Annotated in this window: 26 protein-coding genes and 1 pseudogene; 4 read left to right on the top strand and 23 right to left on the bottom strand. The window is 68.7% G+C overall.

Annotated elements, in window-relative coordinates:
• Nucleotides 1-6: 6 nt before the first annotated feature.
• The 17 genes from IPN02_03355 to IPN02_03275 form a co-directional block, all read right to left on the bottom strand.
• Nucleotides 7-633, bottom strand: a complete 627-nt coding sequence (locus IPN02_03355; protein ID MBK9295910.1) for an MBL fold metallo-hydrolase — start codon at nucleotides 631-633, stop codon at nucleotides 7-9.
• Nucleotides 634-761: 128 nt separating this feature from the next.
• Nucleotides 762-1,178 (bottom strand): ATP synthase F1 subunit epsilon, encoded by a 417-nt coding sequence (atpC, locus tag IPN02_03350; GenBank protein ID MBK9295909.1) that lies wholly within the window; start codon nucleotides 1,176-1,178, stop codon nucleotides 762-764.
• A gap of 2 nt (nucleotides 1,179-1,180) precedes the next feature.
• Complete coding sequence (atpD, locus tag IPN02_03345) at nucleotides 1,181-2,599, bottom strand: F0F1 ATP synthase subunit beta (GenBank protein ID MBK9295908.1); 1,419 nt, start codon at nucleotides 2,597-2,599, stop codon at nucleotides 1,181-1,183.
• Between the two features lie 145 nt (nucleotides 2,600-2,744).
• The gene (locus IPN02_03340) at nucleotides 2,745-3,731 is read right to left on the bottom strand and encodes a F0F1 ATP synthase subunit gamma (GenBank protein MBK9295907.1); all 987 of its coding nucleotides are present in this window, start codon (nucleotides 3,729-3,731) and stop codon (nucleotides 2,745-2,747) included.
• 3 nt (nucleotides 3,732-3,734) lie between these two features.
• Complete coding sequence (locus tag IPN02_03335; protein MBK9295906.1) at nucleotides 3,735-5,381, bottom strand: F0F1 ATP synthase subunit alpha; 1,647 nt, start codon at nucleotides 5,379-5,381, stop codon at nucleotides 3,735-3,737.
• Between the two features lie 110 nt (nucleotides 5,382-5,491).
• Nucleotides 5,492-6,019, bottom strand: a complete 528-nt coding sequence (atpH, locus tag IPN02_03330; GenBank protein ID MBK9295905.1) for an ATP synthase F1 subunit delta — start codon at nucleotides 6,017-6,019, stop codon at nucleotides 5,492-5,494.
• Nucleotides 6,020-6,028: 9 nt separating this feature from the next.
• Nucleotides 6,029-6,562, bottom strand: coding sequence for a hypothetical protein (locus tag IPN02_03325; protein MBK9295904.1), 534 nt, complete (start codon nucleotides 6,560-6,562; stop codon nucleotides 6,029-6,031).
• A gap of 8 nt (nucleotides 6,563-6,570) precedes the next feature.
• Complete coding sequence (gene atpF, locus IPN02_03320) at nucleotides 6,571-7,116, bottom strand: F0F1 ATP synthase subunit B (GenBank protein ID MBK9295903.1); 546 nt, start codon at nucleotides 7,114-7,116, stop codon at nucleotides 6,571-6,573.
• Nucleotides 7,117-7,178: 62 nt separating this feature from the next.
• Nucleotides 7,179-7,484, bottom strand: coding sequence for an ATP synthase F0 subunit C (gene atpE, locus IPN02_03315; GenBank protein ID MBK9295902.1), 306 nt, complete (start codon nucleotides 7,482-7,484; stop codon nucleotides 7,179-7,181).
• 148 nt (nucleotides 7,485-7,632) lie between these two features.
• Nucleotides 7,633-8,412, bottom strand: a complete 780-nt coding sequence (atpB, locus tag IPN02_03310; protein ID MBK9295901.1) for a F0F1 ATP synthase subunit A — start codon at nucleotides 8,410-8,412, stop codon at nucleotides 7,633-7,635.
• An 18-nt stretch (nucleotides 8,413-8,430) separates the two neighbouring features.
• Nucleotides 8,431-9,030 (bottom strand): ATP synthase subunit I, encoded by a 600-nt coding sequence (locus IPN02_03305; GenBank protein ID MBK9295900.1) that lies wholly within the window; start codon nucleotides 9,028-9,030, stop codon nucleotides 8,431-8,433.
• Nucleotides 9,027-9,380: an AtpZ/AtpI family protein gene (locus IPN02_03300; protein ID MBK9295899.1), complete on the bottom strand. Its 354-nt coding sequence runs from the start codon at nucleotides 9,378-9,380 to the stop codon at nucleotides 9,027-9,029. The genes IPN02_03305 and IPN02_03300 overlap by 4 nt, the downstream gene beginning before the upstream one ends.
• Before the next feature lie 193 nt (nucleotides 9,381-9,573).
• Entirely contained in the window at nucleotides 9,574-10,026 is a 453-nt protein-coding gene (locus IPN02_03295) for a hypothetical protein (GenBank protein MBK9295898.1), read from the bottom strand.
• 23 nt (nucleotides 10,027-10,049) lie between these two features.
• The gene (locus IPN02_03290) at nucleotides 10,050-10,754 is read right to left on the bottom strand and encodes an ABC transporter ATP-binding protein (GenBank protein MBK9295897.1); all 705 of its coding nucleotides are present in this window, start codon (nucleotides 10,752-10,754) and stop codon (nucleotides 10,050-10,052) included.
• 44 nt (nucleotides 10,755-10,798) lie between these two features.
• Nucleotides 10,799-11,518, bottom strand: a complete 720-nt coding sequence (locus tag IPN02_03285; protein ID MBK9295896.1) for an ABC transporter ATP-binding protein — start codon at nucleotides 11,516-11,518, stop codon at nucleotides 10,799-10,801.
• Nucleotides 11,515-13,953 (bottom strand): ABC transporter permease, encoded by a 2,439-nt coding sequence (locus tag IPN02_03280; protein ID MBK9295895.1) that lies wholly within the window; start codon nucleotides 13,951-13,953, stop codon nucleotides 11,515-11,517. Before IPN02_03280 ends, IPN02_03285 begins: the two co-directional genes overlap by 4 nt.
• Before the next feature lie 32 nt (nucleotides 13,954-13,985).
• Nucleotides 13,986-15,428, bottom strand: a complete 1,443-nt coding sequence (locus tag IPN02_03275; protein ID MBK9295894.1) for an ABC transporter substrate-binding protein — start codon at nucleotides 15,426-15,428, stop codon at nucleotides 13,986-13,988.
• 267 nt (nucleotides 15,429-15,695) lie between these two features.
• On the opposite strand from IPN02_03275, the gene IPN02_03270 reads away from it, so the two are divergent.
• From IPN02_03270 to IPN02_03260, 3 genes are all read left to right on the top strand, one after another.
• Entirely contained in the window at nucleotides 15,696-17,411 is a 1,716-nt protein-coding gene (locus IPN02_03270; protein MBK9295893.1) for an amidohydrolase family protein, read from the top strand.
• 110 nt (nucleotides 17,412-17,521) lie between these two features.
• Nucleotides 17,522-18,454 (top strand): alpha/beta hydrolase, encoded by a 933-nt coding sequence (locus IPN02_03265; GenBank protein ID MBK9295892.1) that lies wholly within the window; start codon nucleotides 17,522-17,524, stop codon nucleotides 18,452-18,454.
• Nucleotides 18,393-19,529, top strand: coding sequence for an alpha/beta hydrolase (locus IPN02_03260; protein MBK9295891.1), 1,137 nt, complete (start codon nucleotides 18,393-18,395; stop codon nucleotides 19,527-19,529). The genes IPN02_03265 and IPN02_03260 overlap by 62 nt, the downstream gene beginning before the upstream one ends.
• Before the next feature lie 132 nt (nucleotides 19,530-19,661).
• On the opposite strand, the pseudogene IPN02_03255 reads toward IPN02_03260, so the two are convergent.
• From IPN02_03255 to rpiB, 3 genes and pseudogenes are all read right to left on the bottom strand, one after another.
• A pseudogene (locus tag IPN02_03255) lies at nucleotides 19,662-20,759 on the bottom strand (undecaprenyl/decaprenyl-phosphate alpha-N-acetylglucosaminyl 1-phosphate transferase).
• Between the two features lie 38 nt (nucleotides 20,760-20,797).
• Entirely contained in the window at nucleotides 20,798-22,051 is a 1,254-nt protein-coding gene (locus IPN02_03250) for a serine hydroxymethyltransferase (protein MBK9295890.1), read from the bottom strand.
• A 53-nt stretch (nucleotides 22,052-22,104) separates the two neighbouring features.
• Nucleotides 22,105-22,542 carry a ribose 5-phosphate isomerase B gene (gene rpiB, locus IPN02_03245; GenBank protein ID MBK9295889.1) on the bottom strand — a complete coding sequence of 146 codons (438 nt, stop codon included), beginning with the start codon at nucleotides 22,540-22,542 and terminating at the stop codon, nucleotides 22,105-22,107.
• A 102-nt stretch (nucleotides 22,543-22,644) separates the two neighbouring features.
• Here rpiB and IPN02_03240 point away from each other — a divergent pair, with 102 nt between their 5' ends.
• Nucleotides 22,645-24,162, top strand: coding sequence for a hypothetical protein (locus tag IPN02_03240; GenBank protein MBK9295888.1), 1,518 nt, complete (start codon nucleotides 22,645-22,647; stop codon nucleotides 24,160-24,162).
• A 10-nt stretch (nucleotides 24,163-24,172) separates the two neighbouring features.
• Here the strand turns inward: IPN02_03240 and IPN02_03235 are convergent, their stop codons facing one another.
• The 3 genes from IPN02_03235 to IPN02_03225 all read right to left on the bottom strand — a co-directional run bounded on the left by IPN02_03235 (nucleotide 24,173) and on the right by IPN02_03225 (nucleotide 26,259).
• Nucleotides 24,173-24,802, bottom strand: a complete 630-nt coding sequence (locus tag IPN02_03235; protein ID MBK9295887.1) for a hypothetical protein — start codon at nucleotides 24,800-24,802, stop codon at nucleotides 24,173-24,175.
• A gap of 71 nt (nucleotides 24,803-24,873) precedes the next feature.
• Nucleotides 24,874-25,773, bottom strand: a complete 900-nt coding sequence (locus IPN02_03230) for a metal-dependent hydrolase (GenBank protein MBK9295886.1) — start codon at nucleotides 25,771-25,773, stop codon at nucleotides 24,874-24,876.
• Between the two features lie 63 nt (nucleotides 25,774-25,836).
• Entirely contained in the window at nucleotides 25,837-26,259 is a 423-nt protein-coding gene (locus tag IPN02_03225; protein MBK9295885.1) for a cyclic nucleotide-binding domain-containing protein, read from the bottom strand.
• Nucleotides 26,260-26,277: the final 18 nt, after the last annotated feature.

Here is a 26,277-nt window from a genome sequence, read left to right as displayed (position 1 = left end):
GTTCGCCTAGACCCCCAGCTCGGCAGCCTTGGCCTCGATGCCCGCTCGCTCGGCGCCGATCGTGGTCGACTCGCCGTGGCCGGTGTGCACGACGGTGTCGTCGGGCAGCGCCAACAGCCGGTCTCGGATCGACGCCACGATCGTCGGCTCGTCCGAGTAGCTGCGGCCGGTCGCCCCGGGCCCACCGCAGAACAGCGTGTCCCCGGTGAACACCACCTCGCTGCCGGCGTCGTAGAAGCAGCAACATCCAGGCGAGTGCCCGGGCGTGTGCATCACGCCCAGCTCGTGGCCGGCCACCTTGAACGACCCGCCTTCGGCCAGCTGACGGTCGGGCGAGTCGTCGGGCCAGACGACGTCCCACAGCATCGAGTCGGCATCGTGGAGCCAGATCGGGGCGTCGACGGCGTCGCGCAGCGGCACTGCGGCGTTGATGTGGTCGTTGTGGCCGTGGGTCAACACGATGCCCCGAACCTTGCGGCCGTTCGCCGCATCGACAATCGCCTGATGATCGTGGGCTGCGTCGAAGACGAGCACCTCTCGGTCGTCGCCGACCAACCAGATGTTGTTCGTCACCTCCCACTCACCCCCATCGAGCGCGAAGATTCCGTCGGTCGTGATCAGTTCGATGGCCATGCAACCCACCGTAGTGACGGGCTCGCGGGGTGCCCACACCGCACGGCCGACAGCTGACCGACCGAACTCTGTCGCTAGAACGTCGTAGAGCGCGCGATAGCGGCAGAGTTCGTGTTTCCGGTTGGCAGTTAGCGCTTGGTAGCGGCCTCGGCGACCAGGATGCGCACCTCGGCGCGACGCAGGGCGGCCGAGGCCACCTCGTCGTCGGCGTCGGCCCGCAGGGCCTCCTCGGCGCGATCCTTGGCGCCCTGGGCCCGGGCCAGATCGACATCCTCGGCCAGCTCGGCCATGTCGGACAGCACCGCCACCTTGGTGGCACCGCCGTCGGTCGGGGTCACTTCGACGAAGCCGGAGTGCACGGCGATCTGGCGCTCGGGCTCACCATCGGCGATCACCCGGACGATGCCGGTGGCCAACGCCCCAATCATCGGGATGTGGCCCTCCATGAAGGCGGCGTCGCCCTCGAGGGTGCGGGCGATCACCATGTTGGCCTCGCCCGACCACACGATCGCCTCCGGCGAAACCAGCTCGACCTGCATCGCCATGATCAGCCGTTCTTCTTCAGGTCGTCGGCCTTCTTCATGGCATCCTCGGCGCCACCGACGTTGAGGAACGCCTGCTCGGGCAGGTGGTCGAGGTCGCCGTTGACCAGCATCTCGAAGCTCTCGATCGTTTCCTCGACCGGCGTGAAGATACCGGGCAGGCCGGTAAACACCTCGGCGACGAACATCGGCTGGGAGAGGAACTTCTCGATCTTGCGGGCCCGGTCGACCGTCACCCGGTCCTCTTCGGACAGCTCGTCGAGGCCGAGGATGGCGATGATGTCCTGCAGCTCGTTGTAGCGCTGCAGCGACTCCTGCACCTGACGGGCCACGTTGTAGTGGCGATCGCCGACCACCTGCGGGTCGAGGATGGTCGAGGTGGACGCCAGCGGGTCGACCGCCGGGTAGATGCCCTTGGCGGCGATGTCGCGGTTCAGCTCGGTCGTGCCGTCGAAGTGGGTGAACGACGTGAACGGCGCCGGGTCGGTGTAGTCGTCCGCAGGCACGTACACGGCCTGCAGCGAGGTGATCGACTTGCCGCCGGTCGAGGTGATGCGCTCCTGGAGGGCGCCCATCTCGTCGGCCAGGGTGGGCTGGTAGCCCACGGCGGAGGGCATGCGGCCCAGCAGCGTGGACACCTCCATGCCCGCCTGGGTGAAGCGGAAGATGTTGTCGACGAACAGCAGCACGTCCTGGCCCTGCACGTCGCGGAAGTACTCGGCCATCGTCAGCGCCGACAGTGCAACCCGCAGGCGCACGCCCGGCGGCTCGTCCATCTGACCGAAGCACAGTGCGGCCTTGGTCAGCACCGACTGGTCGGTACCGCCCAGCATGGTCTCGCCCATCTCGATCAGCAGGTCGGTGCCCTCACGGGTGCGTTCGCCCACCCCGGCGAACACGGACACGCCGCCGTGGTTGGAGGCCACGCGGTTGATCATCTCGGTGATCAGCACGGTCTTGCCCACGCCGGCACCGCCGAACAAACCGATCTTGCCACCTTGAAGGTAAGGCGTAAGAAGGTCGAGCACCTTGATGCCGGTCTCGAACATCTGGGCCTTCGGCTCAAGGGTGTCGAAGGCCGGCGGCTGGCGGTGGATGGGCCAGCGGTCGGTCGCCTCGATCGAGTCGACGTCGAGCGGTTGACCGATGACGTTGAACACGTGGCCGAGGACGGCGTCGCCGACGGGCACGGTGATCGGGCCACCGGTGTTGCGCACCTCGGTGCCGCGGGTCAGGCCGTCGGTCGGCTTCATGGCGACCGCACGCACGCGGCCCTCGCCGATCTGCTGGGCCACCTCGGCGACGACGGTCACCACCTCGGTGTCACCGCCGATGGTGAGATCGAACTCGAGGGCGGTGTTGATCTCGGGGATCGCCCCGGAGGGGAACTCGACGTCGACCACGGGGCCGGCGATGGCGACGATCCTGCCCGACGGGTGATCGCCTGCAGAGGTGTCGTCGGCTGGGCTGTCGGTTGCGAGGGGCTCGGTTGCGGTCATCGTGGCTCCTGGGTGTTCGTGGGAGAAGGGTGTGTTGGGTGGGTGCACTGGGTCGCCGGTCGGCGACGCACTAGCGGTGCGTTGGGTGGTTGAAGTGCTCGTGAGCGACGTGCTCGAAGGACAGGTGCTGGGCGGCCAGGTGATGGGCGGTGTCGCCTTCATCGTCCTGGTCGTCGCTGAGTGCCTCGGCACCGGAGATGATCTCGGAGATCTCGGTGGTGATCGCGTCCTGGCGCACCTGGTTCATCTTGCGGGTCAGGCGCAGGATCATGTCTTCGGCGTTGTCGGTGGCCGACTTCATCGCCCGCTGACGGCTGGCGTGCTCGGAGGCGGCGGCGTCCAACAGCGCCGAGAACAGACGGCTCTCGACGTAGCGGGGCAGCAGTGCCTCGAGCACCCCGGCGGCGTCCGGCTCGAATTCGAATCCCGCTCGGGCCTGGGCGTCGCCGGCCGCGGCGATCGCCTCGCTGGGTTGCAGCGGTAGGAAGCGACGCACCCGCGGCTTCTGGGTGCCGAGGCTGACGAACTCGGTGTAGGCCAACATGATGCGCTCGACGCCCTCTGAGAGGAACATCGCCGCCACCTTGCCCGCCACCTCGCGGGCGTTGCTGTAGACCGGGGTGTCGGAGATGCCCTCGAACTCGGCATCGATCGTGTAGCCGCGGAAGCGGAAGTACGAGCTGGACTTCTTGCCAATGCACACCAGCCGGTACTCACGGCCTTCGGAGCGGGCCGCCTGCACCTCCCGTTCCGCAGCGCGGATGACCGAGGCGTTGTAGGCGCCCGCCAGTCCTCGATCGGAGGCCAGCACGACCACCCCGACCACCTTGGGGTCCTCGTTTTGGCGAAGCAGCGGGTGGTCGACCGAGGTGCCCTGCGCGGACAGGTCCTGAATCACCTTGGTGATCTCGGTCGCATAGGGACGGGCCTCGCGGGCCCGCTGCTGCGCCTTTGTCACCCGGGTGGCCGAGATCAGCTCCATAGCCCTGGTGATCTTTTTGGTGTTGCCGACGCTGCCGATGCGGCGTCGCAGCACTCGTTCCTGTGCGCCTGCCATGGATCAGCCGTCCCGCTTGGAAGGCTGGAACGTCGCCTCGTCGCGATCGACGTCCTCTTCGGGCAGGGTGACGTCGGAATCGACCACCCGTGAGTGCTGGTCGCCACTTTCCCCGGCGTCGGGCTCGTGGACGCCCTCGGCACCGGGATCGAACTCGCTAGCAAAGCGGGCGATGGCGGCCTCGAGCGCATCCTCGTCGGGGATCTTGCCGTCGCTGCGGACCCCATCGAGGATGTGGCCATGGCGGGCACGGAAGTATTCGAGCAGCTCGTCGGCGAAGCGGCCGACCGACTCGACCGGAATGTTGTCGAGGTGGCCGCGGGTGCCGGCGTAGAGCACCACCACCTGCTCCTCGACCGGCATCGGCTGGCCGACGCCCTGCTTGAGCAGCTCGGTGAGGCGGTAGCCCCGCTCGAGCTGGGCCTTGGACACGGCGTCGAGGTCCGAGCCGAAAGCGGCGAAGCTCTCGAGCTCACGGAACTGCTGCAGGTCGGACTTGAGCGTGCCGACAGCGGTCTTCATCGCCTTGATCTGGGCGGCGGAACCCACCCGGCTGACCGAGATGCCCACGTCGATGGCGGGCCGCACGCCCGAGCGGAACAGGTCCTCCTGCAGGAAGATCTGTCCGTCGGTGATCGAGATCACGTTGGTCGGGATGTAGGCCGACACGTCGCCGGCCTTGGTCTCGATGACCGGCAGGGCGGTCAGGCTGCCCGCACCGCGCTCGTCGGACAGCTTGGCCGCCCGCTCGAGCAGGCGGCTGTGCAGGTAGAACACGTCGCCGGGGTAGGCCTCGCGGCCCGGCGGGCGGCGCAGCAGCAAAGCCATCTGGCGGTAGGCCTCGGCCTGCTTGGACAGGTCGTCGTAGATCGCCAGGGCGTGGCCGGAGTTGTCCATCCAGTGCTGGCCCATCGCACAACCGGCGTAGGGGGCCAGGTACTTGAACGGCGCCTGGTCGGAGGCGGGTGCCACGACGACCACCGTGTACTCCATGGCGCCGGCCTCTTCGAGCCGGGCGACGGTCTGGGCGACCGTGGAGGCCTTCTGGCCGATCGCCACGTAGATGCAGTTCACGCCGAGGCCGGCCTGGTTGAGGATCGTGTCGACCGCAACCGTGGTCTTGCCGGTCTTGCGGTCGCCGATGATCAGCTCGCGCTGGCCACGGCCGATCGGGATCAACGAGTCGATCGACTTGATGCCGGTCTGCAGGGGCTCCCCCACCGGCTGGCGGCCGGTGATGCCCGGCGCCTGAATCTCCATGCGGCGCTGCACGACGTTGGTCAGCGGGCCCTTGCCGTCGATCGGGTCGCCCAGGGCGTTCACCACCCGGCCGAGCATGCCGTCGCCGACCGGCACCGACAGGATCTCGCCCGAAGCGCGGACGGCATCGCCCTCGGCGACCTCGTCGGCCTCGCCGAGGATCACCGCACCGATCGAGTCCTCATCCAGGTTGAGGGCCAGGCCGCGCACGCCGCTCTCGAACTCGAGGAGGGCGTTGACCGGGCAGTTGGGCAGACCGGCGATGCGGGCGATGCCATCGCCCACCTCGGTCACCCGGCCGACCTGGCTTTCGGTCAGGTCGGGCGTGAAGCCTTCGAGGTTGCTGCGAATGGCGTTGGTGATCTCGGCTGGATCAAAGAGCTGGGTCACTTCTGAGTCTCCTGGTGCTGCGGTGCTTGTGCTGGCGCTCTAGCGGGCGGCGGGCTTGGCGGGTGGGCGGGGGCGGACGGGTGTGCGCCGGGAGGCGCAGGGGCAGTGCCTTAGAACAGCTCGCGCAGCTGAGCCAAGCGGGACCTGACGGTACCGTCGATGACCTGATCACCGATCTCGGCGTGAACACCGCCGACCACGTCGGGGTCGACGAGGAACTTCGGGGCGATCGGGCGGCCGGCGGCCGCCTCGAGAGCGGCGGCCAGGCGCTGCTGCTGGTCGGGGGTGAGGGCCACCGCGGTGCGGATGGTCGTCAACGCCTGTCCGGCGTCGCCGGCGGTGCGCTCGGCCAGCTGCTGAGCGATGGCGCCCAGCTCGTCGGCACGCCCGGCGGCGACGACGGCGGCCAGGGCGGCCAGCGTGGCCGGTGCCACCTTGCCGCCCAGCACGTCGGTGACCACCTTGGTGCGGCGGTCGGCGGGCAGGGCGAGATCGGAGAGGGTGGTGCTGAGCTCGACGTTGTTGTCGATCTCGCGGGCCACCCGGTAGAGCTCGTCGGCCACGACGGCCTCGGCTCCCTCGGCTCGGGCCAGGCCCAACAGGGCTTCTGCGTAGTTCTCGGTGCGGGTGTCGCTCACGTGGTGCTCCTAGGACCTGGCGCCCAATTGGGCGATGTACTGGTCGATCAAGTCGGCCTGAGCGGCGTCGTCGAGCGACTCGCCGACGACGGCCTCGGCGGCACCGAGCGACAGGCGGGCCAGCTCGGCCTGGATGTCGGCGCGGGCCTGACGGCGGGCGATCTCGACGTCGCCGCCACCGCGGTGACGGATCGCCTTGGCCTCGGACTCGCCCTTGGCGATCAGGTCGGCCTCCACCTTGGCGGCGGTCGCTTCGGCGTCGGCGTGGATACGGGCCACCTCACGCTCGCGGTCGGCGAGTGCCGACTTGATCTGGTCCCGTTCGGCCTCGGCGCCCTGACGGGTCTCCGCAGCCTGGTCGAGATCCTGTTGGATCCCGTCGGTGCGCTTGGCCATTGCCCCCTTGATCGCAGGGCCGGCCTTCCACCAGATGATGCCGACGACGATGAAGAACGCGGCCGAACCGCCGAACACCTCTCCGATGTCGTGGGGAAGCCAGTAGCCGTTGCCTTCGGAGGCGAGCAGCAATGCGAGTTGGGTCATTCCAATCCTCAGTTCTCAGAAGGTGCGAGGTAGGTCTCGGCGATGCGCTGGGCGACCGCCGGATCGACGGTGCGTCCGAGCACCTTGGACGCTGCCGTACCGGCGAGCTCGGCCACCTGGGTACGGGCGCCGGACAGGGCCTCGGCCCGCTCGGCATTCAGCTCGGCCAGCGCAGCCGAACGGATCTCGGCGGCGTCGGATTCGGCGGCGGCGGTCAGCTCGGCCCGGCGGGCCTCGCCCCGTGCACGGGCCTCGTCGACGGTGGCCGACGCCTGCGTCCGGGCCTCGGCCAGGGTGGCGTCGTAGTCACGGCGCACCTTCTCGGCCTCCACCTTGGCCCGCTCCGTTCCCTCCTCGTCGGCCAGGCGCTGCTCGTCGCGCTGGCGCATCACGGCGCGCACGGGTGGCAGCAGCACGTACCGCATCAGGATCCACAGCGCCGCAAAAAACAGCGCTCCCCAGAAAAGCTCAGGGCCGGTCGGCAGGACCGGGTTGACCGTCTCCGCAGCTTCCTCGCCGCCTTCGGCGGCCAGGGACAGGATGGTTGCCAGCATTCAGGTACTCCTCACGTGGTGATCGACGAGGCGTTCCGGCGGGGCCGGAACGCGGGTGGTCCTCAGACGAACTTGAGGAGAATGAACACAACGAAGCCGATCAGTGCGAGGGCTTCGGTGAAGGCGATGCCGAGGAACATCGTGGTCTGCACCTGGCCGGCGGCCTCGGGCTGACGGGCGATGGCCTGGACGGCCTGGCCGACCAGGTAGCCGATGCCGATGCCGGGGCCGATGGCGGCGAGGCCGTAGGCCGCACCTGCACCGGTCGCACCGGCGATGGACTTGGCCTCATCGGGGGTGGTGCCCTCCGGGTAACCCTGCTGGGCGATTTCGATTGCGTGGTGTGCTGCCTGGGACAGAACGCTCATCTGGGTGTTCTCCTTGTCGGTGGGGCCTGAGGCCCATTTGTTGTGTCTCCGCTGTGCGGAAACAACATCTGTGGTTGGAACGAAACGGGGATCCGGTGGCCTGGTGGCCGGCCGGGGTGGTGATCAGCGGCCCTCGTGGCCGAACCGATCAGTGGGCCGGGTGCAGTGCGCCGCCGATGTACACGCCGGCGAGCAGGGCGAAGATGTAGGCCTGCAGGAAGGACACCATGATCTCGAAGGCGGTGAAGGCGACCAGCCCGAAGAACGGGGCGATCGACAGCGGCACCAGGGCGAACTGCATCGTCTCGGCGAGCAGCAGCGACAGGGTGAGCACCGAGAAGGTGACCAACAGGATGTGGCCGGCGAGCATGTTGGCGAAGAGCCGCACCGCCAGGGAGAAGGGCCGCACCAGGAAGGTGGAGATGAACTCGATCGGCGTCACCAGGAGGTAGAGCGCCTTGGGCACGCCCGGGGGGAACAGTGCGTCCTTGAAGTACTTCAGGCCGTTGTGCTTGACGCCGACGCCGATGAACATCGCCCAGGTCACCATGGCCAGCACGAGCGGGTTGGCCATGCGGGCGTTGGCGGGCATGTGGGAGGTGGGGATGACCTCGAAGATGTTGCCGATGAAGATGAAGAAGAACATCGCCGTGAGCATCGGCAGGTAGCGCATGCCGTCGGGGCCGATCGTCGGCAGGACGATCTGCTTCTCGACGAAGTCGACCGAGGACTCGACGACGTTCTGCACGCCGCGTGGCACCGGATTCTTGGCGCCCTTCCTGGCGGCGAGCCAAAACAGCACCGTCGGGATGATCACGGCGAGCAGCGAGATGAACGCAATCTTGTTGAACGCGAAGAAGGTGCCTTCGCCGAACCAATCAGGCCAGACGACGATTTCTTCGATCGATGGAAACTCAAGCGCGAACACGGGTAGTGGCTCCTAGGTTCAGGACGTCGCGGTGACGGACTGCTCGGGGTCGACGGGACTGGCGGTGGGGGGTGTGTCGGTGGCGGGTGTAGCGGCGGGCGGTGTAGCTGAGGTGCCGGAGACCGAGTCGGCTGCCGGGTCGAAGGCGTGCACCGTGACCTGTGCCGGGGACTTTCCGGGGCGGGGTTTGATGCCCGGGTAGGCCATCGAGCCGGAGACGTAACGCAGCTCCCAGAACAACAGCCCGAGGTGGGTCACGATCAACACGATGCCGAAGGCGACCGGGTCCAGCCAACCCTGATCCTTGACCAACAGGACGACGACGAGGATCAGGCCCAACCGGAGGAGATAGCCGAACAGCGCCGCACCGGCCATGACGGCGATCGAGATACGGCCGCCGACCTGCAGCATCCAGGCGGACAGCAGGAAGTTGACGACGACCAGGCCCAGCGCCACCGCTGCGGAGATCGCGCCGTTCGTGCCCCAGATGGCAGCGGAGCCGAACAGTGCGATCGGCGCCCAGATCAGCGCCCGACGCAGCAGGTCGACAGCGACCTCCATGGCGGGCGATGGGCCCTCCAGGCGGGTCATCAGGCCGTTGGAAGTGTTGTCGCTCACGCCGAAACCTCGGGCTTGGCGACAACCACATCGACGCTGGCGCCGGAACGGGCCGAACTGCGGGCAACGCCGGCGGCGACCATCTCGGTTCGATACGAGTTGATCACCTTGTAGAGCGCACCGCCGAGGCCGTAGACGCCACCGACGATCATGAGGATCGGGGCCCAGCCGAGGATTCCGTCGAGCCACCATCCCAGCGTGGCGAACAACGCCGGGGCGATAACCAAAAGGTATCCACCGTGGCCGCGGTCCATCTGCTCGCTCCAGCGCGCGCCGGACGGTGCCGATGCGCCGCTGGACGGCGTGACCTTGGGAGTCACCTGGAGGAACGACACGGAAGGACTACTCACCTTGGATCGGACGGCGCACGGGGGGGTGCGGGACGGAGGCGACGGCACGGGTGCGCCGACCGGACCAATGGGGCCGGAAAACCGCATGGATTCAGCTCGTGAATCCGTGCACGAACTCTAGGAAACCAACGCTAGGCACACAAGTTGACGCGCCGCACCCGCCCGGTAAAGCAGGTTGGAGACTGTTCAGAACCTAGTCGTTGCGGGCCGACATGCGATCGAGCGCCTCGACGACCCGGTCGGTCTGGGCGCGCTGCTCGTGGATCAAGCGGATCATCCAGAACCGCAGGTAGCGGCCGAGCGAGTAACGGATGAACAGTGCCGCACCGACGATCACGATGATGTTGCCCAGCCAGAACGTCTGTGAGGCGTAGGCCCGCTGGTCGGCAGCGTCCGACGTCGACATCACCAACAAGATGCCGACGATCGCCATGACGATCGGGATCACCAGGCCCGCTATCCCCAGCTTCAACGCCCGGGCCTCGGTGTCGGCCGAGGAGCCCGAGAGCTTCAGCTGGGAGATCTCCCTGGTGAACTCCTCGGCGCGGGGCCCCATCGAGGATGCGCCGTCGGCTCCCCCACTCGGCTGTCCGGGGACCGTGCCGGCATCGGCCGCCTCGGAGCGGCCTGAATCCTGTTGTGCCATGTTGTCTTCTCTCCTGGTTTCGATCACTGCCCACCGAGGTAGGCACTTGACAACTCCGCCTCGATCGCGGCCGGCTCGCCGACCGCGCGGATCTTTCCGTGCACCATGATGGCGGCCCGGTCCGAGACGCCGAGCACCGTTCGGGCGAACTGTTCGACGACCACGATCGACACCCCACCTTCGGCGATGGCGGCGACGACGCCGTAGAGCTCCTCGACGATCAGCGGTGCCAGGCCCATCGACAGCTCGTCGAGGATCAGCACAGCCGGGTCGGTGGCCAGGCCCCGAGCCATCGCCAGCATCTGCTGCTCGCCGCCCGACATCGTGCCGGCGACCTGACCCCGACGCTCGCCGAGGCGTTTGAAGCGTCCGTAGGCCGCCTCTTCGAGCTCGGACAACTTCTTCCCGGTGAACGTGGCCATCCGCAGGTTCTCCCGAACGGTGAGGTTGGGGAAGATGCCCGTCCCTTCGGGAATCATCGCCAGCCCCGCACGGGCCAGGTCCTCGGCCCGCGAGCCGGTGACGTCACGCCCGGCGATGATCACCTTGCCGGCGGTCGGCGGCATCAACGCGCTCAGCACCTTGAGCGTGGTCGTCTTCCCGGCGCCGTTGGGCCCGAGCAGGGCATACACCTCACCGGGTCGAACCGACAGGTCGACGCCGTGAAGCACCTCGATCGAGCCATAGGCGGCGCGGATGCCCTGCAGCTCGATGATGGGCTCGACCATCTCGATCGGCTCCGGTCCAGTGGGGTTCCCAGCCGGTGTCGTCATCATCCGACCTCCCCGGTCGCCGAGCCCAGGTAGGCGTCGAGCACGGCCTCGTCGGCCTGGATCTCCTCCGGCGTGCCGCGGGCGATCACCTGGCCGAAGTCCAACACGACGATCTGCCCGCAGACCCGCATCACCAGCGGCACGTCGTGTTCGACCATCAGGATCGCCAGGCCGTCGGCGGCCAACTCGAGGAGGAACTCGCCGAAGCGCTCGGTCTCGGACTCGTCCTGTCCCGATGCGGGCTCATCGAGCAGTAATACCTTGGGCTGGGTGGCCAGCGCCCGGCCGACCTCCAGCAGGCGGGCCATGCCGGTGGAAATGGCGCTGGCGCTGTCGTTGGCGATCTCGGTGAGCCCGACCAGTTCGAGGATCTCGTCCACCTGTTCGGCAGTGTCCCGGGATCGCAGCTCGGCCGCCATCTGGATGTTCTCGCGCACGGTGAGCGAGGTGAACACCTCCAGCCGCTGAAAAGTGCGCGCCAAGCCGTGCTGGGCCCGGCGAAAGGTGGGCCAGCCGGTCATGTTTCTTCCGTCGAGCGAGACCGAACCCGACGTGGGGGTCAACATGCCGGTCAACGCGTTGAATGTCGTCGTCTTCCCCGCACCGTTAGGCCCGATCAGACCAACGATCTGGCCGGCATCGACGTCGAGGTCGACCTCGCTGACCGCCAGGTTGCCGCCGAAACGCACGGAAATGTTGCGGGCCTCGAGCAGGCTCATGATGCAGCCCCCCGACCGGCGAGCGCCGCCTCTCGGGAGGCGTCCAGTTCCTGGTCGGTCAGCCCGATCTCGGCGTCGGCTTCGATGATGTCCCCTCGGTTAAATCCTGTGTGCACCCCGATCAGGTCGGGCGAGGGCGCCACGCGGGTGTCCTCCTCGGTGAGCGGGCCGTAGATGCGCGCCAGCACGGCGCCGACCACACCGGCGAAGGCGACGATCATGACCACCCGCCAGCCGTTGCTCTCGGTGATCGATGCGACCGGCACGGCCACGGCGATCACCGTCGCCACCGCTCCGCCGAGCATCAGCGGCACCCGCTGGGACGGATGCGGGCCTTCGAACAGCAGCGGGGTGAGCGGCGTCACCGCAAACACCCAGACGACGACCCCGGCGGTGAACTGCCATCCGGAGATGACGCCACCGGCGGCCAGCGTCCAGATGGCGACGACCCCGAGCACGCTGGCGATCAGCGCCTCGGTACGGTCGCCGACCGCACGGAATCCGGCGCCGACCTGGCTCATCGCTCCGCTGGGGTTCTGGCCCAGGCTGATGCCCATCAGGCCGGGGGCAAAGGTGGTGAGCTTGGCGATCGAGATGCTGAAGGCCGAGAAGTAGCCGAAGGCGTTGGACTTGAAGATCGGCCCGAGGATCGATTGGAAACCACCGAGCAACATGCCGCCGAAGAAGGCACCACCGATCAGTCCGACGCCACCGACCACCGCAAGCATCGTGACCGCCAGGCTGTTCTCGAAGGAGAACTGGTCGACCCGGACCGAGCCGGCGAGCAAAGCGCCCCCCAGGCCGGCGATGCCCGCCGACAGCGCAAAGACGGAAAGGTTGGTCTTGGTCAGGTTGAGACCCAAGGTGGCGCATGCGGCCGGCGAGTCCTTCATCGCCACCAGGCGACGTCCGAAGCCCGATCGTCGGACGGCGACGACGACGATGCCGACCAGGGTGAAGGCCACCGCCGAGACGATGATGCGGGCGGTGGCGGTGTTCCACGCATCGCTCAGGGCGGGAACGGCCAGGTTGCCTTGGGGCATCACCTTCTGTTGGGACAGCACCAGCTTGGACAACATCAGCGCAAACGATGCGGTCAGCAGCGCCAGGTAGATGCCGGAAAGCCGCAGGGCGGGCAGCGACACCAGAGCGCCGACCACCGCAGTGACCGCAACGGCGGCGACGACGCCCAGGATCGGATTGTTGACGCCGACATTGCCCATGACGACGGCGCCGATGCCGGCGAAGCTCATCTGGGCAAGCGAGATCTGGCCGGAATAGCCGGCGAGCGGCACCAGCGACAGGGTGACCAGCGCCAGGGCGTAGCCGCCGGCCAGCGAGAGCTGAAACGTGTCGGGCACGATGACGGTCAACATGACCGTGGCCAACGGGAACAGCACCGCCCCGATCAGCGTGACCCGCCAGGTCGGGACGCGAAACTGGTCGCGGGTGGTCGACAGGCTGTGGCTGCGTTGGCGGTCGGGCCGGATGAACAACATGACGATGAACAGCACGATCGCGGGCATGGCGGTCTGCAGGTTGGCCAGCGTCCAGCCCGTCGTGCGCTCGAAGCTGGACATCGCCCGCTCGAGCACGTTGGAGTCGCCCGCCTTGACGAAGCTGGAGACGTAGCTCTGGGCCAGGCCCAGCACGATGGCGCCGAGGAAGGTGAGCGGCACCGACTTGAGCCGGCCCATCACCGGTGCGGCGTAGGCGTTGAACACCAGCAGCGTGAGGGTGACCGCCTCCAGCGTGCTGATCGGGGCGCCGAGCACCCCGGCCAGCGCGGCCAGGCCGGCGCCGAGGCCCCATGATGCCATCGACGTCAGCCCTGGACGGGCACCGTTCAGCTTGGCGAGCGAGCGGTCGTCGACCACCGCCCGCATCGCGATGCCGGTTCGGGTGTTGTACAGGAACAGGCGCAACCCGATCGCCACCAGGATCGCCGAGCCGAAAATGATGATGCGGTGGATGCTGACACCGACGCCGGCGATCGTCACCGGTGGCGTACCGGCAAAGAACTCGGGCACCGATCGCCCGACGGTCGGGTCCCAGATGATCGGCGCCAGGCCGATCAACGCCAGCAGCAGGCTGACCGTGACCACCATCTTGATCAGCTCGGAGGTGCCCTCCAGGCCGCGCATCAACCCTCGCTCGACGATCGAGCCGAAAATCGGGGCGACCACGCCGACCACCAGCAGCAGGGCCAGCCAGGTGGGCAGCCCCCAGGCCTCGGTGAACTGCCAGTAGGTGAACGCCGCCATCATGCCGAACGCCCCGTGGGCGAAGTTGAACACCCCCGAGGTGGTGTAGGTGACGACCAGCCCGGAGGCGGCGATCGCATACAGGGCGGCGGTCACCAGCCCGGCCACCGTGGCGGTGAGGAACTGGTTCCACAGGTTGGGCGTCTGGGCCAGCAGCGACACGGTGTTCATCGCCGGGCGATCTCTCTCATCGGTCGGCTCACTCAGTCCACATCGATCTCGACGGTGGAGTTCTTCTCGGGGCAGTAGTAGCCGTCCTCGTTGGCATCCTTGCTGCCGACCTCGGGGAACTTCCGGGCGAACTTGTCGCCGTCGATCGTCATCACGATGACGCAGTCCGACGGCGTGTTCTTACCCGGGTTGCCCGGCGAGTGGAGGCCACCGCCGGTCCACTCACCGATGTTCTCCACCTCCTTGCGGACGCACTCGCGGCTGATGATGTGGTCGTCGGACTCGGCGCAGGCGGTGGCCGCCTCGGTGAAGAGCAACCACGACGACATCGACTGGATGCCCAGCGCAGCGGTCTTCGCCTTGGGGTCCACCTCCTTGCGGGCGTCCATCAGCTCCTCGAACTTCTGGATCGCCGGGTAGTCGTCGGCCTCCTCGAACGGCGGGTGGGGAATTCGGATCAGCACGTCTCCCAGCGGGTTCGAGCCCTTTTCGAGGAGCACCGGGTCGTACTGGTTGGCCTCGGCGAACATCGGGATGTCCACCCCGTCCTCCTTCAGCGAGCTGAGGAACAGCCCCGAGTTGCCCGGCTCACCGATGAAGCTGGTCATCGTGGCACCCGAGCTCTTGACGCTCTGGGAGGTGAGCTTGAAGTCCTGGCCCTGGACCGCATAGGCCACCTCGTCGCCGACCTTAAACGGCTTGCCGAGCTTCTCGAGCACCGCCACGGTCTGATCCTTGACGAACCGGATCGAGTCCAGGTCGCCGTAGGCGATGGAAATGTCCCCGGATTCCTTCGGGTAGGCCTTCGCCAGGTAGCTGAACAGCGAGGCGGGCCGGACATTCGCCGGGTTGGGGACCGCGGCGATGTACGTATCGGTGGCGTCGGCCTTGGCCTTGGTGACCGTGAAGCCGGGCATGTCCAGCTGGCCGCACTCCTTCAGGCTGGGCGAGCCCTCGACCTGCAGGTCGTCGAACGTGGACCCGCCGCCGACCGTCATGAAGGTGTCGTCGCAGGCGGTGGGGATCCACTGCTTCACATCGAACAGCTTGCCGTCCAGGTCGACCACCTCGATCTGCAGGCCGGCGATGCCGCCCTGGGCGTTGCACCAGTCGACGTAGGCGTTGGAGGCGTCCCACAGCTCGCGCAGCAGGCCGGGGCGCACGTCGGCCCCCCGGTCGTTGGGGACGCCGATGTAGAGCTTGTCGGTGCCCAGACCGGCCTCGGATTCCTCGACCTTGCCCTCGCCCGGCCCACACGGGGACTCGATCGAGCCGAAGTTGGCGTCCTCGGCACTGGCTGCGCCGCCGCTTTCCGAGCCACCCCCGTCGGCGCTTTGACCGCCACCCGAGTCGCCGCCGCCCTCACCCATCGACGAACCCTTGGCACCGCAGCTGACGGCGACGAGCAGCAGCGAGACCATCGCCAGCAGCAACGTCGAACGCGCCGTTCGGTTCGACTTCGATGCTCGGCTCATATGCCCTCCTCGTACGAACAGCGCCGGTGACCTCCGACACAGACAGTGCAGCAGCACCGAACGCCGCGCGCAAGATTCCACGCTGAGCGGTCATCGTTCGCACCGATCCCGCCCCGTGAAATCACCCTCGACCCCCGGTGACCGTCGCCATGATGGCACGTCGCCCTCCCCGTCGGGCCATCCCATGGGGCACCGGGCGGGATCGTCGGCGGTGACTGTGCCAGAATCTGACGAGGCGTCAGATTTTCGATCTCGGAGGAACGGCTGATGGCAGACCTGGTGATTCGAGGAGCGCTCATCGTCGACGGAACGGGCGACGAGCCCCGGACGGCCGACGTTGCGGTGACCGACGGGCGCATCAGCGCCATCGGTGAGGTCGGCGAAGCCGGTGACCGCGAGGTGGACGGCACCGGGCTGATGCTGGCCCCGGGGTTCATCGATCCCCACACCCATTACGACGCCCAACTGCACTGGGATCCCACCGCCTCGCCGTCCAACCTGCACGGCGTGACCACGATCGTCGGCGGCAACTGCGGCTTCACCCTTGCCCCGCTGCAGCCCGGCGACGGCGATTATGTGGCTCGCATGATGGCCAAGGTGGAGGGCATGCCCCTCGAGGCCCTCGAGCTGGGCCTCGACTGGGGATGGGAGAGCTTCGGCGATTTCCTCGACCGCCTCGACGGTGCCATGGCGATCAACGCCGGGTTTCTGGTCGGCCACTCGGCGCTGCGCCGGTACGTCGTCGGCGCCGATGGCCAGCGCGAGGCCACAGCCGAGGAGATCGAGGCGATGGCCCAGCTGCTGCGCAGCTCGATCGAGGCCGGCGGGATGGGCTTCTCCACGTCGCTGTCCTTCACCCACTCCGACGGCGACGGCGTGCCGGTGACGTCGCGCTTCGCCAACCGCGACGAGGTGCTCACGCTGACCGCCGTCGTCTCGGAGTACGAGGGCACCTCGCTCGAGTTCGTCATGGACGGCTGTCTCAACGGCTACACCGAGGAGGAGGAGGACTACATCCTCGAGATGGCCCGGGTGGGCAAGCGGCCCCTCAACTGGAACGTGCTCACCGTCGACTCCCGCAAGCCCGACGAGTACCTGCACCAGCTGGAGGTCGGCGCTCGCGCCGCCGAGGAGGGCCATGCCGTCGTCGCACTCACCATGCCCACCCTGCCCGGCATGACCCAGAGCTTTGGCACCCACTGCGGCCTGTGGCTGTTGCCGGGCTGGAAGCACATCATGGGCCTGCCCCTCGATCAGAAGAAGGAGTACCTGGCCCAGAGCGGGGTTCGCCACCTGCTCGCCGAGCTGGCCGCCTCCGAGACCGGGGCGCTGTCCCGGCTGACCACCTTCGCCCGCTTCGAGATCGGCGACACCTTCTCGGAGGCCAACGAGGGCCTGAAGGGCCGTGTGGTCGAGGACATCGCCGCCGAACGGGGCCAGGATCCCTTCGACACGCTGGTCGACATCGTGTTGGCCGACGACTTCCAGACGATCCTGTGGCCGCTGCCCACCGACGACGACGACGCCTCCTGGGAGCTGCGCCGCCAGGTGTGGGACGGCGACGGCGCCATGCTGGGCGGCTCGGACGCCGGGGCCCACCTCGACCGCATGCTCGGCTCCAATTACCCGACCAAGTTCCTGGGCGACACGTTGCGCGGCAAGCGCCTGGTCAGCGTGGAACGGGCGGTGCAGATGATGACCCAGGTGCCCGCCCGCCTGTTCGGGCTGACCGACCGGGGCACGATCGAGGTGGGCAACCACGCCGACCTGGTGCTGTTCGACCCGGCCACGGTCGATTCGGGCCCGATCACGATGCGTTCGGACCTGCCCGGCGACACCGAGCGGCTCTTCGCCGACGCTGAGGGGATCGTCGAGGTCTGGGTCAACGGCGAGTCGACCGTCGTCGACAACGCCGACACCGGGGCGCGCAGCGGCACCCTGCTGCGCGCCGGCGCCGACACGCACACCTCGCCGTTGGTGTGACCGCCACCCCACGTCTGCATCCGGTCGGACGCGCCGCACGGGTGCTCATCGGCCTGCTCGCCCGTCGGGGCGACGAGATCGTCCGCGACGGCCGCCGCCTCGCCCCCGAGATGCGGGCGGTGCTGGCCGTGGCCAAGCAGGTGGCCCCCACCAACGATCGGGACGTCGCCCGGGCGCGCATCGACATCCGCCGCTCGGTGATGGTTGGCCCGCCCGTGCCACCCGGCGTGCACACCTGGGAGCGGGACATCCCGGGCCCCGCCGGCGACGTGCGGGTGAGGGTGCGGTTCTATCGTGACGCCGACACCGAGCCCGGCGCACCGGCCATCTGCTTCTTTCACGGCGGTGGCTGGGTGGTCGGCGACCTCGACAGCCACGATCCACCCTGCCGGGTGCTGGCGCAGCGGACCGGCGCCGTCGTGATGGCGGTCGACTATCGGCTGGCGCCCGAGGCGCCCTACCCCGCCGCTGTCGAGGACTGCGTGGCCGCCTACGCCTGGTTGACGAAGCATGCGGGCGAGCTGGGCGTGGACGCCGACCGGCTGGCGGTCATGGGCGACTCGGCCGGCGGCAACCTGGCGGCGCTGGTGGCGTTGGCCGCCCGCGACCAGGGCCTGCGGGCACCGGCACTGCAGGTGCTCATCTATCCCGGCTGCGACTTCACCATGGGCCAGCCGTCGATCGACACCTTTTCCGAGGGGTTCATGCTCACCAGCGAGTCGATCCGCTGGTTCCGCAACCTCTACCTGCCCGACTCCGGCGCCTGGCGCGACCCGGCGGTCTCCCCCCTGTTTGCCGACCCGACCGGCGTCGCCCCCGCCCTCGTGTTCACCGCCGGGTTCGACCCGCTGCGCGACGAGGGCCGCGCCTACGCCGCCCTGATGGCGCAGGCCGGCGTGCCCGTCGTCGACCGGTGCTTCGACGACCTCATCCACGGCTTTTACAACATCGGTATCACCCGGGCCACGCTGATGGCCGCCGATGAGGTCAACCGCACCATCGCCGCCGCCCTGGCCGGCAGCCACCCGAGCCTGCAGAGCTGACGACAACTCCCCGCCGGTGGGCAAGACTGGATCGATGCGCTCCACCTCACGTCTGCACCCCGTCGCATCGATCGCCCGCTCGCTGCTCGGCGCCATCTCCGGGCGCAGCGACGAGATCGTCCGAGACGGCCGGCGCCTCGACCCCGAGGTGCAGGCGATGCTGAAGCTGTCCGACCGGGTTTCCCCGCTGGACAACCGCGACGTCGAATCCGCGCGGGCCGACATGGTTCGGGCGGCGATCCTCGGGCCGCGAGGACCGAAGAGCGTGCACTCCTGGGAGCGTGACCTGCCCGGTCCGGCGGGACCGCTGCGGGTGCGGTTCTACCGCGACGCCAACCTCGAGCCGAGCCCACCGGCGATCTGTTTCTTCCACGGCGGCGGGTGGGTGATCGGCGACCTCGACACCCATGACGGACCCTGCCGGGTGCTCGCCGCCCGCTCGGGCGCCGTCGTCATGTCGGTCGACTACCGCCTGGCCCCAGAGGCCCCCTACCCCGCCGCCGTCGAGGACTGCCTGGCCGCCTACGCATGGCTGTCCGAGCACGCGGTCGAACTGGGTGTCGACGCCGGAGCGATCGCCCTGATGGGCGACTCGGCGGGCGGCAACCTGGCGGCGCTGGTCGCCCTCGCCGCCCGCGACCAGGGCCTGCGGGCGCCGGCACTGCAGGCGCTCATCTACCCGGCCACCGACTTCACGATGTCGCTGAACTCGATCGACACGTTCGCCGACGGGTTCCTCCTGACCAGGGAGTCCATGGAGTGGTTTCGGGGGACCTACCTGGCCGATTCCGGGCGCTGGCGGGATCCGGCCGCCTCGCCGCTGTACGCCGACCTGGCGGGGGTGGCGCCGGCGTTGGTGTTCACCGCCGGGTTCGATCCGCTGCGCGACGAGGGCCAGGCCTACGCCGCCCGTCTCGCCGACGCCGGGGTGCCGGTCATGTCGCGGTGCTTCGACGAGCTGATCCACGGCTTCTACAACGTGGCGATCACCCGGGCGAGCGTCGCCGCCTACGAGGAGGTCGACGACGCCGTCGGCCATGCGCTGCACCATGGCCTGGCTGTTTCGCCACGGTGAGCCAACCGCCACAGTGAACCAGGGCGCCAGCGCGTCGTCCGGTCGCCCGGCGTCGACATGGTGGGCGTCGTCGACCGTTGCGTCCCCCGATGGCGACTGAATCGCCGGCTCGGCGGGAACTTGCGGGCCGTTGCGGCGCCGTTCCCAACGCAGCGAGGCCGATGGCCCCAGCACGCTGAACAGCGCCAGCAGCAGGGCGGCCACGCCGATCGGCACGATCGCATCGCCCCGACCCGTGAACACCGGGATGAGCACAAAACCGGACAGCAAGGCGGTCCATCCCCACAGGATGAACACGGCCCGGCGGTGCCCATGGCCCAGGTCGACCAGGCGGTGATGGAGGTGCTTGCGGTCGGCGACCGACACCCCGCTCCGGCCCACGGTCCGGCGCACGATCGAGAACACGGTGTCGATGATCGGCACGCCGAGGATGAACAGCGGCACGAGCAACGGGGCGAAGAAGAACCAGGCCTGGCCGGAGAACGGGTCGTCGGAGTTGCCGCCGACCGAGATCGTGGCCGTGGCCATCGCCGCACCGAGGAACAGCGCCCCGCCGTCACCCATGATGATCCTGGCCGGATGCACGTTGTAGGGCAGAAACCCAAGGCACACACCGAGCACGATCACGGCGATCAGCGGGCCGACGTTGCCCGGGTCGAGCACGCCGTTGCGTGACAGTGCGAACGAATAGGCGAGGAACGCCGCAGCGGCGATGGCGGTGATGCCGGCGGCCAGCCCGTCCAGCCCGTCGATCAGGTTGATCGCGTTGGCCATGCCGACGACCCAGACGACGGTCAGCAGCGCGGACAGGTCAGGCGACAGCACCAGCAGATCGAAAAACGGCACCCGGAAGAACAGCAGGCTCAGGCCCGACAGCGACAGCACCGACCCGGCCAGCACCAGCCCGGCCACCTTGGCGGGCGCCGACAGCGTGCGGACGTCGTCGGTCAGCCCGGTGGCGAAGGCGACGGCGCAGCACAGTGCGGCACCGGCCATCTCGGTGCCCGACAGCGTCGACTCGAAGCGGCCGAGCAGCGTGGACACGCCGAGCGCCACCGCAAAACCGATGAACATCGCCAGCCCGCCGAGGGCCGGCATCGGGGCGGTGTGCACCGTCCGCTCGTTGGGCTCGTACACCAGCCCCACCCGCAGGCAGAACCGTCGCACGAGGGGCACGGTGGCGGCGGTCACCCCGAAGGCGACCGCCAGCACGACCAGGTAGGCGAGCACTCAGCTCACCCCGACGCGTCTCACCCGGGGACCCAGCGTCACCCAATAAGGCCCGGGTACACGGGAAAGCGGGCACACAGCGCGGCGGTGCGTTCGGCAACCTCGGCCTGGACCGCCTCGTCCTCGGGCGCCGACAGCACGGCGGCGATCAGCTCGGCGATCTCGGGCATCTCGTCGGTGCCCATCCCCTGGGTGGTGACCGCCGGGGTGCCGATGCGCACGCCGCTGGTGACGAACGGCGAACGGGGGTCGTCGGGCACGGTGTTCTTGTTCAGCGTGATGCCCGCCGCGTCGAGCGACGCCTGGGCCACCTTGCCGGTCAGCTCGGCGTCGAAGGGGCGCAGGTCGACCAGCAACAGGTGGTTGTCGGTGCCGCCCGACACCAGGCGGAAGCCCTGCTTGGCCAGCGCCTCGGCCAGCGCTTCGGCGTTGGCGACGATGGCGGCGCCATAGTCGGCAAAGCTGGGGTCGGCCGCCTCCCGGAAGGCGACCGCCTTGGCGGCGATCACGTGCTCGAGCGGCCCACCCTGAAGGCCGGGGAAGATCGCCTTGTCGATCGCCTTGGCGTACTCCTCGCGGCACAGGATCGTGCCGCCTCGGGGCCCCCGCAGCGTCTTGTGGGTGGTGAAGGTGACGATGTCGGCCACCGGGACCGGGTTGGGATGGACGCCCGCAGCGATCAGCCCGGCGATGTGGGCAGCGTCAAACATGAACAGCGCCCCGACCTCGTCGGCGATGTCGCGGAAGATCTGAGGATCGATCTGCCGGGGGTAGGCGGTGGCGCCGGCGACGATCATCTTGGGCCGGTGCTCGAGGGCCAGGTCGCGAACCGCGTCGTAGTCGATGCGCTCGTCGGAGGGCGTCAACCCGTACCCGACGAAGTTGTAGAACAACCCGGAGATGTTGACCGGGCTGCCGTGGGTGAGGTGGCCGCCGTGGTCCAGGCTCATGCCCAGCACGGTGTCACCCGCCTGGAGCATCGCCAGGTACACCGCCACGTTGGCGTTGGCACCCGAGTGGGGCTGCACGTTGGCGTGCTCGGCGCCGAAGAGCGCGCACACCCGGTCGCGAGCCAGGTCCTCGATGTCGTCGACGATCGCGTTACCGCCGTAATAGCGCTTCTTCGGGTAACCCTCGGAGTACTTGTTGGTCAGCACCGTGCCGGTGGCCGCCATCACAGCCGGCGACGCAAAGTTCTCCGATGCGATCAGCTGCAGGCCGGTCTGCTGGCGATCGAGCTCGGCGGCCAGCAGCTGCTCGATCTCGGTATCTGGGCTTGAGGGCCATCCCACGTCGTGGTGCTCCTTGTTTGAAATGTACGAATGGTTCGAAACTGGGCGCGGCGTCAGCCGGGCAGCTCGTCGAGCTTGGCCACCCGGGCGCTGTGTCGTCCGCCCTGAAACTCGGCGGTCAGAAACGCCTCCAGGGCCTCGACGGCCACCTGGTGACCGACCAGGCGGGAGCCGATGCAGAACACGTTGGCGTCGTTGTGCTCACGGGCCAGACGGGCCGAGGTGACGTCGTGCACCGTGGCCGCACGAACGCCGGCGACCTTGTTGGCCGCGATGGCGATGCCGATGCCCGAGCCGCACACGCCGACGCCCAGTTCGGATTGCCCGGACGTGACGGCCCTGCCGATCGCCGCCCCGAAGTCCGGGTAGTCGCAACGCTCCTCGGAGTGGGTCCCGACGTCGTTCACCTCGTGGCCGAGGCCACGCAGCAGCTCGGCGAGGCCTTGCTTCAGTTCGAACCCGGCGTGATCGGCGCCAACGGCAATACGCATGGCTGCATCGTACGGGCACAACCGGGCCTGGGGCGAGCGCAGCAGCACGGGCGGTGACCACCCCGGTTGTGCCCGGCGGCGGCGCTGCGACACGCTACGGCGATGGCAGCGTTCCCCGTCCCGCCCGGGATCGACCCCCACACCCCGGTGCTCGTCGGCGTCGGCCAGCACGTGCAACGCACCGACGAGGGCGCGCCGGAGCTGTCGCCGGTGCAGCTGATGACCGAGTCGCTGCGCACCGCGCTGGCGGACACCGGCGCCGATTCACCGGGCTCGCTGGGCGCTTCGATCGCGTGGCTGGCCGCCGTGCCCGCCCTCACCTGGCGGTACGCCGATGCCGCCCGGCCGGTCGCCGACGCCCTCGGCGCCCGCTCGGCGACCACCGCCACCTGCGCGATGGGGGGCCACTCCCCCAACTATCTGCTCGGCGCCGCCGCCCGCGCAATCGCAGCCGGGCACCTCGACCTGGCTGCCGTCACCGGGGGTGAGGCCGGCCGGGCCCGCGTGGAGCATCGGCGGGCGGGTGTTCAACCCGACTGGGGCACCCAGCCGGGCGACCTGGCGCCCGACGAGGTCGTCGGCCCGGTCGAGATGGAGATGGCCCACCCGGCCGAAGTGGCCCACGCCCTGTACCTGCCCACCCAGATGTACCCACTGTTCGAGACCGCGCTGCGCGCCGCCGCCGGCCGCAGCATCGCCGACCACCAGGCTCACATCGGGCGGCTCTGGGCCGGTTACGCCGCCGTGGCGGCCGGCAACCCCAACGCCTGGGATCGCACCGCCTACAGCCCGGCCGAGATCGTCACCCCCGGCCCGGGCAACCGCTGGGTGGGGTGGCCCTATACCAAGCACCTCGTCTCCAACTCACAGGTCGACATGGGCGCCTCGGTCGTCGTCGCCTCCGCGGCGGCGGCCGCCGCCGCCGGGATCCCCACCGACCGTTGGGTGTTCATCCACGCCGGAACCGACGCCGTCGATCGGCTGGCCTCCGAGCGCTCCTCGTTCACCGGCTCACCCGCCATGAGGATCGCCGGGGGCAGGGCCCTCGACCTGGCCGGCGTGGCGGTCGACGAACTCGACTTCGTCGACCTGTACTCCTGTTTTCCGTCGGCGGTGCAGCTGGCCGCCGCCGAGCTGGGCATCGCCACCGACCGCTCGCTGACCACCTGGGGCGGTCTGTGCTTCGCCGGTGGGCCGTGGAACAACCCGGTGACCCACGCGCTGGCAGCGACGGTCGACGCCCTCCGGGAACACGGCAGGGGCACGGCGCTGGTAAGCGCCAACGGTGGCATCGTCCACAAGCACAGCTTCTGCGTGCTCGGATCCGAGCCTCCGCCACACGGCTTTCGCTGGGAGTCACCCCAGGCCGAGGTCGACGCTGCCGACATCGCCGTCCCGGTGGAGTTGACGCCGGGCGGAACGGCGACGATCGAGGCCTACACCGTGATGCACGACCGCACGAACCGGCCCGAGCGGGCCCACGCCGCCGTTCGCCTCAACGACGGGGCGAGGGCCTGGGCGCTCAGCGACGATGCCGACACGATGGCCGAGCTGATCGCCGCCGAGGGGGTCGGCCGCATCGTCCACGTCGATGATGGGCGGCTGCGCCTCGCCTCCTGAGCGGGGCGCGTCAGAGGATCTCGAACGAGTCGAGGAAGTCGGCATGGGCGTCGGCGTCGTCGACCTCGCCGACGGCGATCGCCTGGTACAACACCTGGCCGTCGACGACAAAGATGGCTTCCCCACGCCCCTCGGCCCCGCCCTGGGTGATCGAGAAGTCGAAGCGGCGGCCCGGCCGGCCGTCGACCTCGATGTCCTCGCTCTCGCCGAGTTCGGCGCCCTGCACGTTGGCGACCGCACCGTCGACCGCACCGTCGAGTACCTGATCGGCGTCGTCGTTCACCGGCGCGTCAGCGGGGTAGGTGATCGCTGCAGCGGTGTACTCGCTGGTTGCAGCGGAGGCGACCTGCAGCGGCACCTCGATCGTCTGACCGCCCGGAAGCTGAACGGGGGTGGGCTGGGCGGTCGGCTCGGAGGGGAACGTCACTGCGTAGTCGCCGTCGGGCGAGGTGAACTCGAATCCGTCGACACCCGAGGCCCTGGTGGTCGATTCGGTGTTGTCGGTATCGGCCTTCTCGTCGGAGGCGTTGCCGCACGACGCACCCAGCAGAGCGACGACCGCCACCAGCGAGGCCCCCGCTGCCATGCGACGGGAGCGGGACCGGGTTGGGCGATCGTTGTCAGGGGTGCGCTGGAACATGTGTCCTCCGTGTGGGTGGGGTGTCGGGGGCTCGTACCCGCTGGGACACGCCCGAAACCTTGATGCAGCGCTCAGGCGGCTCCGGCCAGCTTGGAGTTGAGGCTGCCCTCGTCGCCGAAAAGCTCGATGCGCCACCGCTCGACCAACTTGTCGGTGTCACGGTCGTTCGGGTGGAACCCGCGCCGGTCGTACTCCCGCAGTTGGTCCCACAGCGCCCGGTTGAGGATGGGCGAGGACCTCACCCGCTTCCAACTGGCCCGCAGCTCACCGGGCCGGTAGGTGCGTTTGTCGCCCGCCACCGAGCCGAGCACGGCGAGCCCCATGAACAGAACGAAGCTGAACCTGGCGGCCTTCATCGTCCAGATGCGCATGCGTTCGGTGCCGCCGACCGCCCGATAGACGTCGAAGGCCACCGCCTTGTGCTCGGACTCCTCCAACGCATGCCATTCGAACAGCTCGCGCACCACCGGGTGACCCATCTGTTGGCGGGTCTCCTCACAGGTCAACACATGCTCGGCGAGCGTTGCGGTGAAGTGCTCCAGCGCAGCGGTGCCCGCCAGGTTCGACTTGGCCGAGGCCACCTTGTAGCGGGTGGCGAGCCCGCGCTTGGTGATGCGGTCGAAGATCCGGGTCGGGTAGCCCAGCTCGGCCAGGCGTTCGTTGAACGCCCGGTGCTCGCGCCCGTGGATCGATTCCTGACCGATGAAGCCGGCCACCTGACGCTTGAGTTCGGGATCCTCCAGCTGGGAGCGGACGTCGCGCACCGAACGGACGAAGAAGTCCTCGCCCTCGGGAAACACCGACGACAGTGCGGCGATGAGGTGCCCCGAGATCAGGTCGCCGTCCTGGGCGAAGTAGCGGGGAACCTCCTGGAGTGCCTCGTCGAAGGAGACGCGCCGGGTGGGCACCCGCCGGGGTTCCGCGCTCGACCGGCCTAGTCCATGGGTGTTGGCTGCACGGGTGGAGGACATACCCCCATACTAGACAAATTTGAGGCTTTCGGTCAATCCCTCAACTAACGCCTCGTGGCGCTCTTACCCGTCGTCGGTGCGAAGACGCTCGGTCAGCGTCATCATCACGCGCTCCTCGGCCTTGGGCATCTCGGTCAGCAGCTGTCGAAACTGCCGGGAGTTGAACCGCAGCAAACGCATGTCGCTGGTGGCGACGACCGACGCCGTGCGAGGACGGTGATCGATCAGCGCCATCTCCCCCACCATGTCGCCGGCGGACAGCACGGCAACCTCCTCGTCGCGTACCCGCACCGACGCCGTCCCCTCGACGATCACGTAGCAGTCGACGCCGGTATCGCCCTGATCGATGACGACCGCACCCGACCCGACGGTGAGCTCGCCGGACAGGCTGGCCACCCTCGCCAGCTCATCGGAGGTGAACCCTTCAAAGAACGCGACGCTCGACAGGTAGTCGGCGCTTTCGGCGGGCTTCTTCCAAAAACTCATGTTCCCCTCCCGGAATCA

Source organism: Candidatus Microthrix subdominans, from assembly GCA_016719385.1.
GTDB classification, from domain to species: Bacteria; Actinomycetota; Acidimicrobiia; order Acidimicrobiales; family Microtrichaceae; genus Microthrix; species Microthrix subdominans.
Note: the sequence above shows the minus strand (reverse complement) of the source record. Positions and strands in the feature narration are given on the sequence as shown.

What these genes read in the sequence shown, in the direction of transcription:
- IPN02_03355 (MBK9295910.1), bottom strand. Translation starts at nt 633, where the DNA reads ATGGCCATCGAACTGATCACGACCGACGGAATCTTCGCGCTCGATGGG.
- atpC (MBK9295909.1), bottom strand. Translation starts at nt 1,178, where the DNA reads ATGGCGATGCAGGTCGAGCTGGTTTCGCCGGAGGCGATCGTGTGGTCG.
- IPN02_03340 (MBK9295907.1), bottom strand. Translation starts at nt 3,731, where the DNA reads ATGGCAGGCGCACAGGAACGAGTGCTGCGACGCCGCATCGGCAGCGTC.
- IPN02_03325 (MBK9295904.1), bottom strand. Translation starts at nt 6,562, where the DNA reads ATGACCCAACTCGCATTGCTGCTCGCCTCCGAAGGCAACGGCTACTGG.
- atpF (MBK9295903.1), bottom strand. Translation starts at nt 7,116, where the DNA reads ATGCTGGCAACCATCCTGTCCCTGGCCGCCGAAGGCGGCGAGGAAGCT.
- atpE (MBK9295902.1), bottom strand. Translation starts at nt 7,484, where the DNA reads ATGAGCGTTCTGTCCCAGGCAGCACACCACGCAATCGAAATCGCCCAG.
- IPN02_03295 (MBK9295898.1), bottom strand. Translation starts at nt 10,026, where the DNA reads ATGGCACAACAGGATTCAGGCCGCTCCGAGGCGGCCGATGCCGGCACG.
- IPN02_03290 (MBK9295897.1), bottom strand. Translation starts at nt 10,754, where the DNA reads ATGGTCGAGCCCATCATCGAGCTGCAGGGCATCCGCGCCGCCTATGGC.
- IPN02_03285 (MBK9295896.1), bottom strand. Translation starts at nt 11,518, where the DNA reads ATGAGCCTGCTCGAGGCCCGCAACATTTCCGTGCGTTTCGGCGGCAAC.
- IPN02_03280 (MBK9295895.1), bottom strand. Translation starts at nt 13,953, where the DNA reads ATGAACACCGTGTCGCTGCTGGCCCAGACGCCCAACCTGTGGAACCAG.
- IPN02_03275 (MBK9295894.1), bottom strand. Translation starts at nt 15,428, where the DNA reads ATGAGCCGAGCATCGAAGTCGAACCGAACGGCGCGTTCGACGTTGCTG.
- IPN02_03270 (MBK9295893.1), top strand. Translation starts at nt 15,696, where the DNA reads ATGGCAGACCTGGTGATTCGAGGAGCGCTCATCGTCGACGGAACGGGC.
- IPN02_03265 (MBK9295892.1), top strand. Translation starts at nt 17,522, where the DNA reads ATGCGGGCGGTGCTGGCCGTGGCCAAGCAGGTGGCCCCCACCAACGAT.
- IPN02_03260 (MBK9295891.1), top strand. Translation starts at nt 18,393, where the DNA reads ATGAGGTCAACCGCACCATCGCCGCCGCCCTGGCCGGCAGCCACCCGA.
- rpiB (MBK9295889.1), bottom strand. Translation starts at nt 22,542, where the DNA reads ATGCGTATTGCCGTTGGCGCCGATCACGCCGGGTTCGAACTGAAGCAA.
- IPN02_03240 (MBK9295888.1), top strand. Translation starts at nt 22,645, where the DNA reads ATGGCAGCGTTCCCCGTCCCGCCCGGGATCGACCCCCACACCCCGGTG.
- IPN02_03235 (MBK9295887.1), bottom strand. Translation starts at nt 24,802, where the DNA reads ATGTTCCAGCGCACCCCTGACAACGATCGCCCAACCCGGTCCCGCTCC.
- IPN02_03230 (MBK9295886.1), bottom strand. Translation starts at nt 25,773, where the DNA reads ATGTCCTCCACCCGTGCAGCCAACACCCATGGACTAGGCCGGTCGAGC.
- IPN02_03225 (MBK9295885.1), bottom strand. Translation starts at nt 26,259, where the DNA reads ATGAGTTTTTGGAAGAAGCCCGCCGAAAGCGCCGACTACCTGTCGAGC.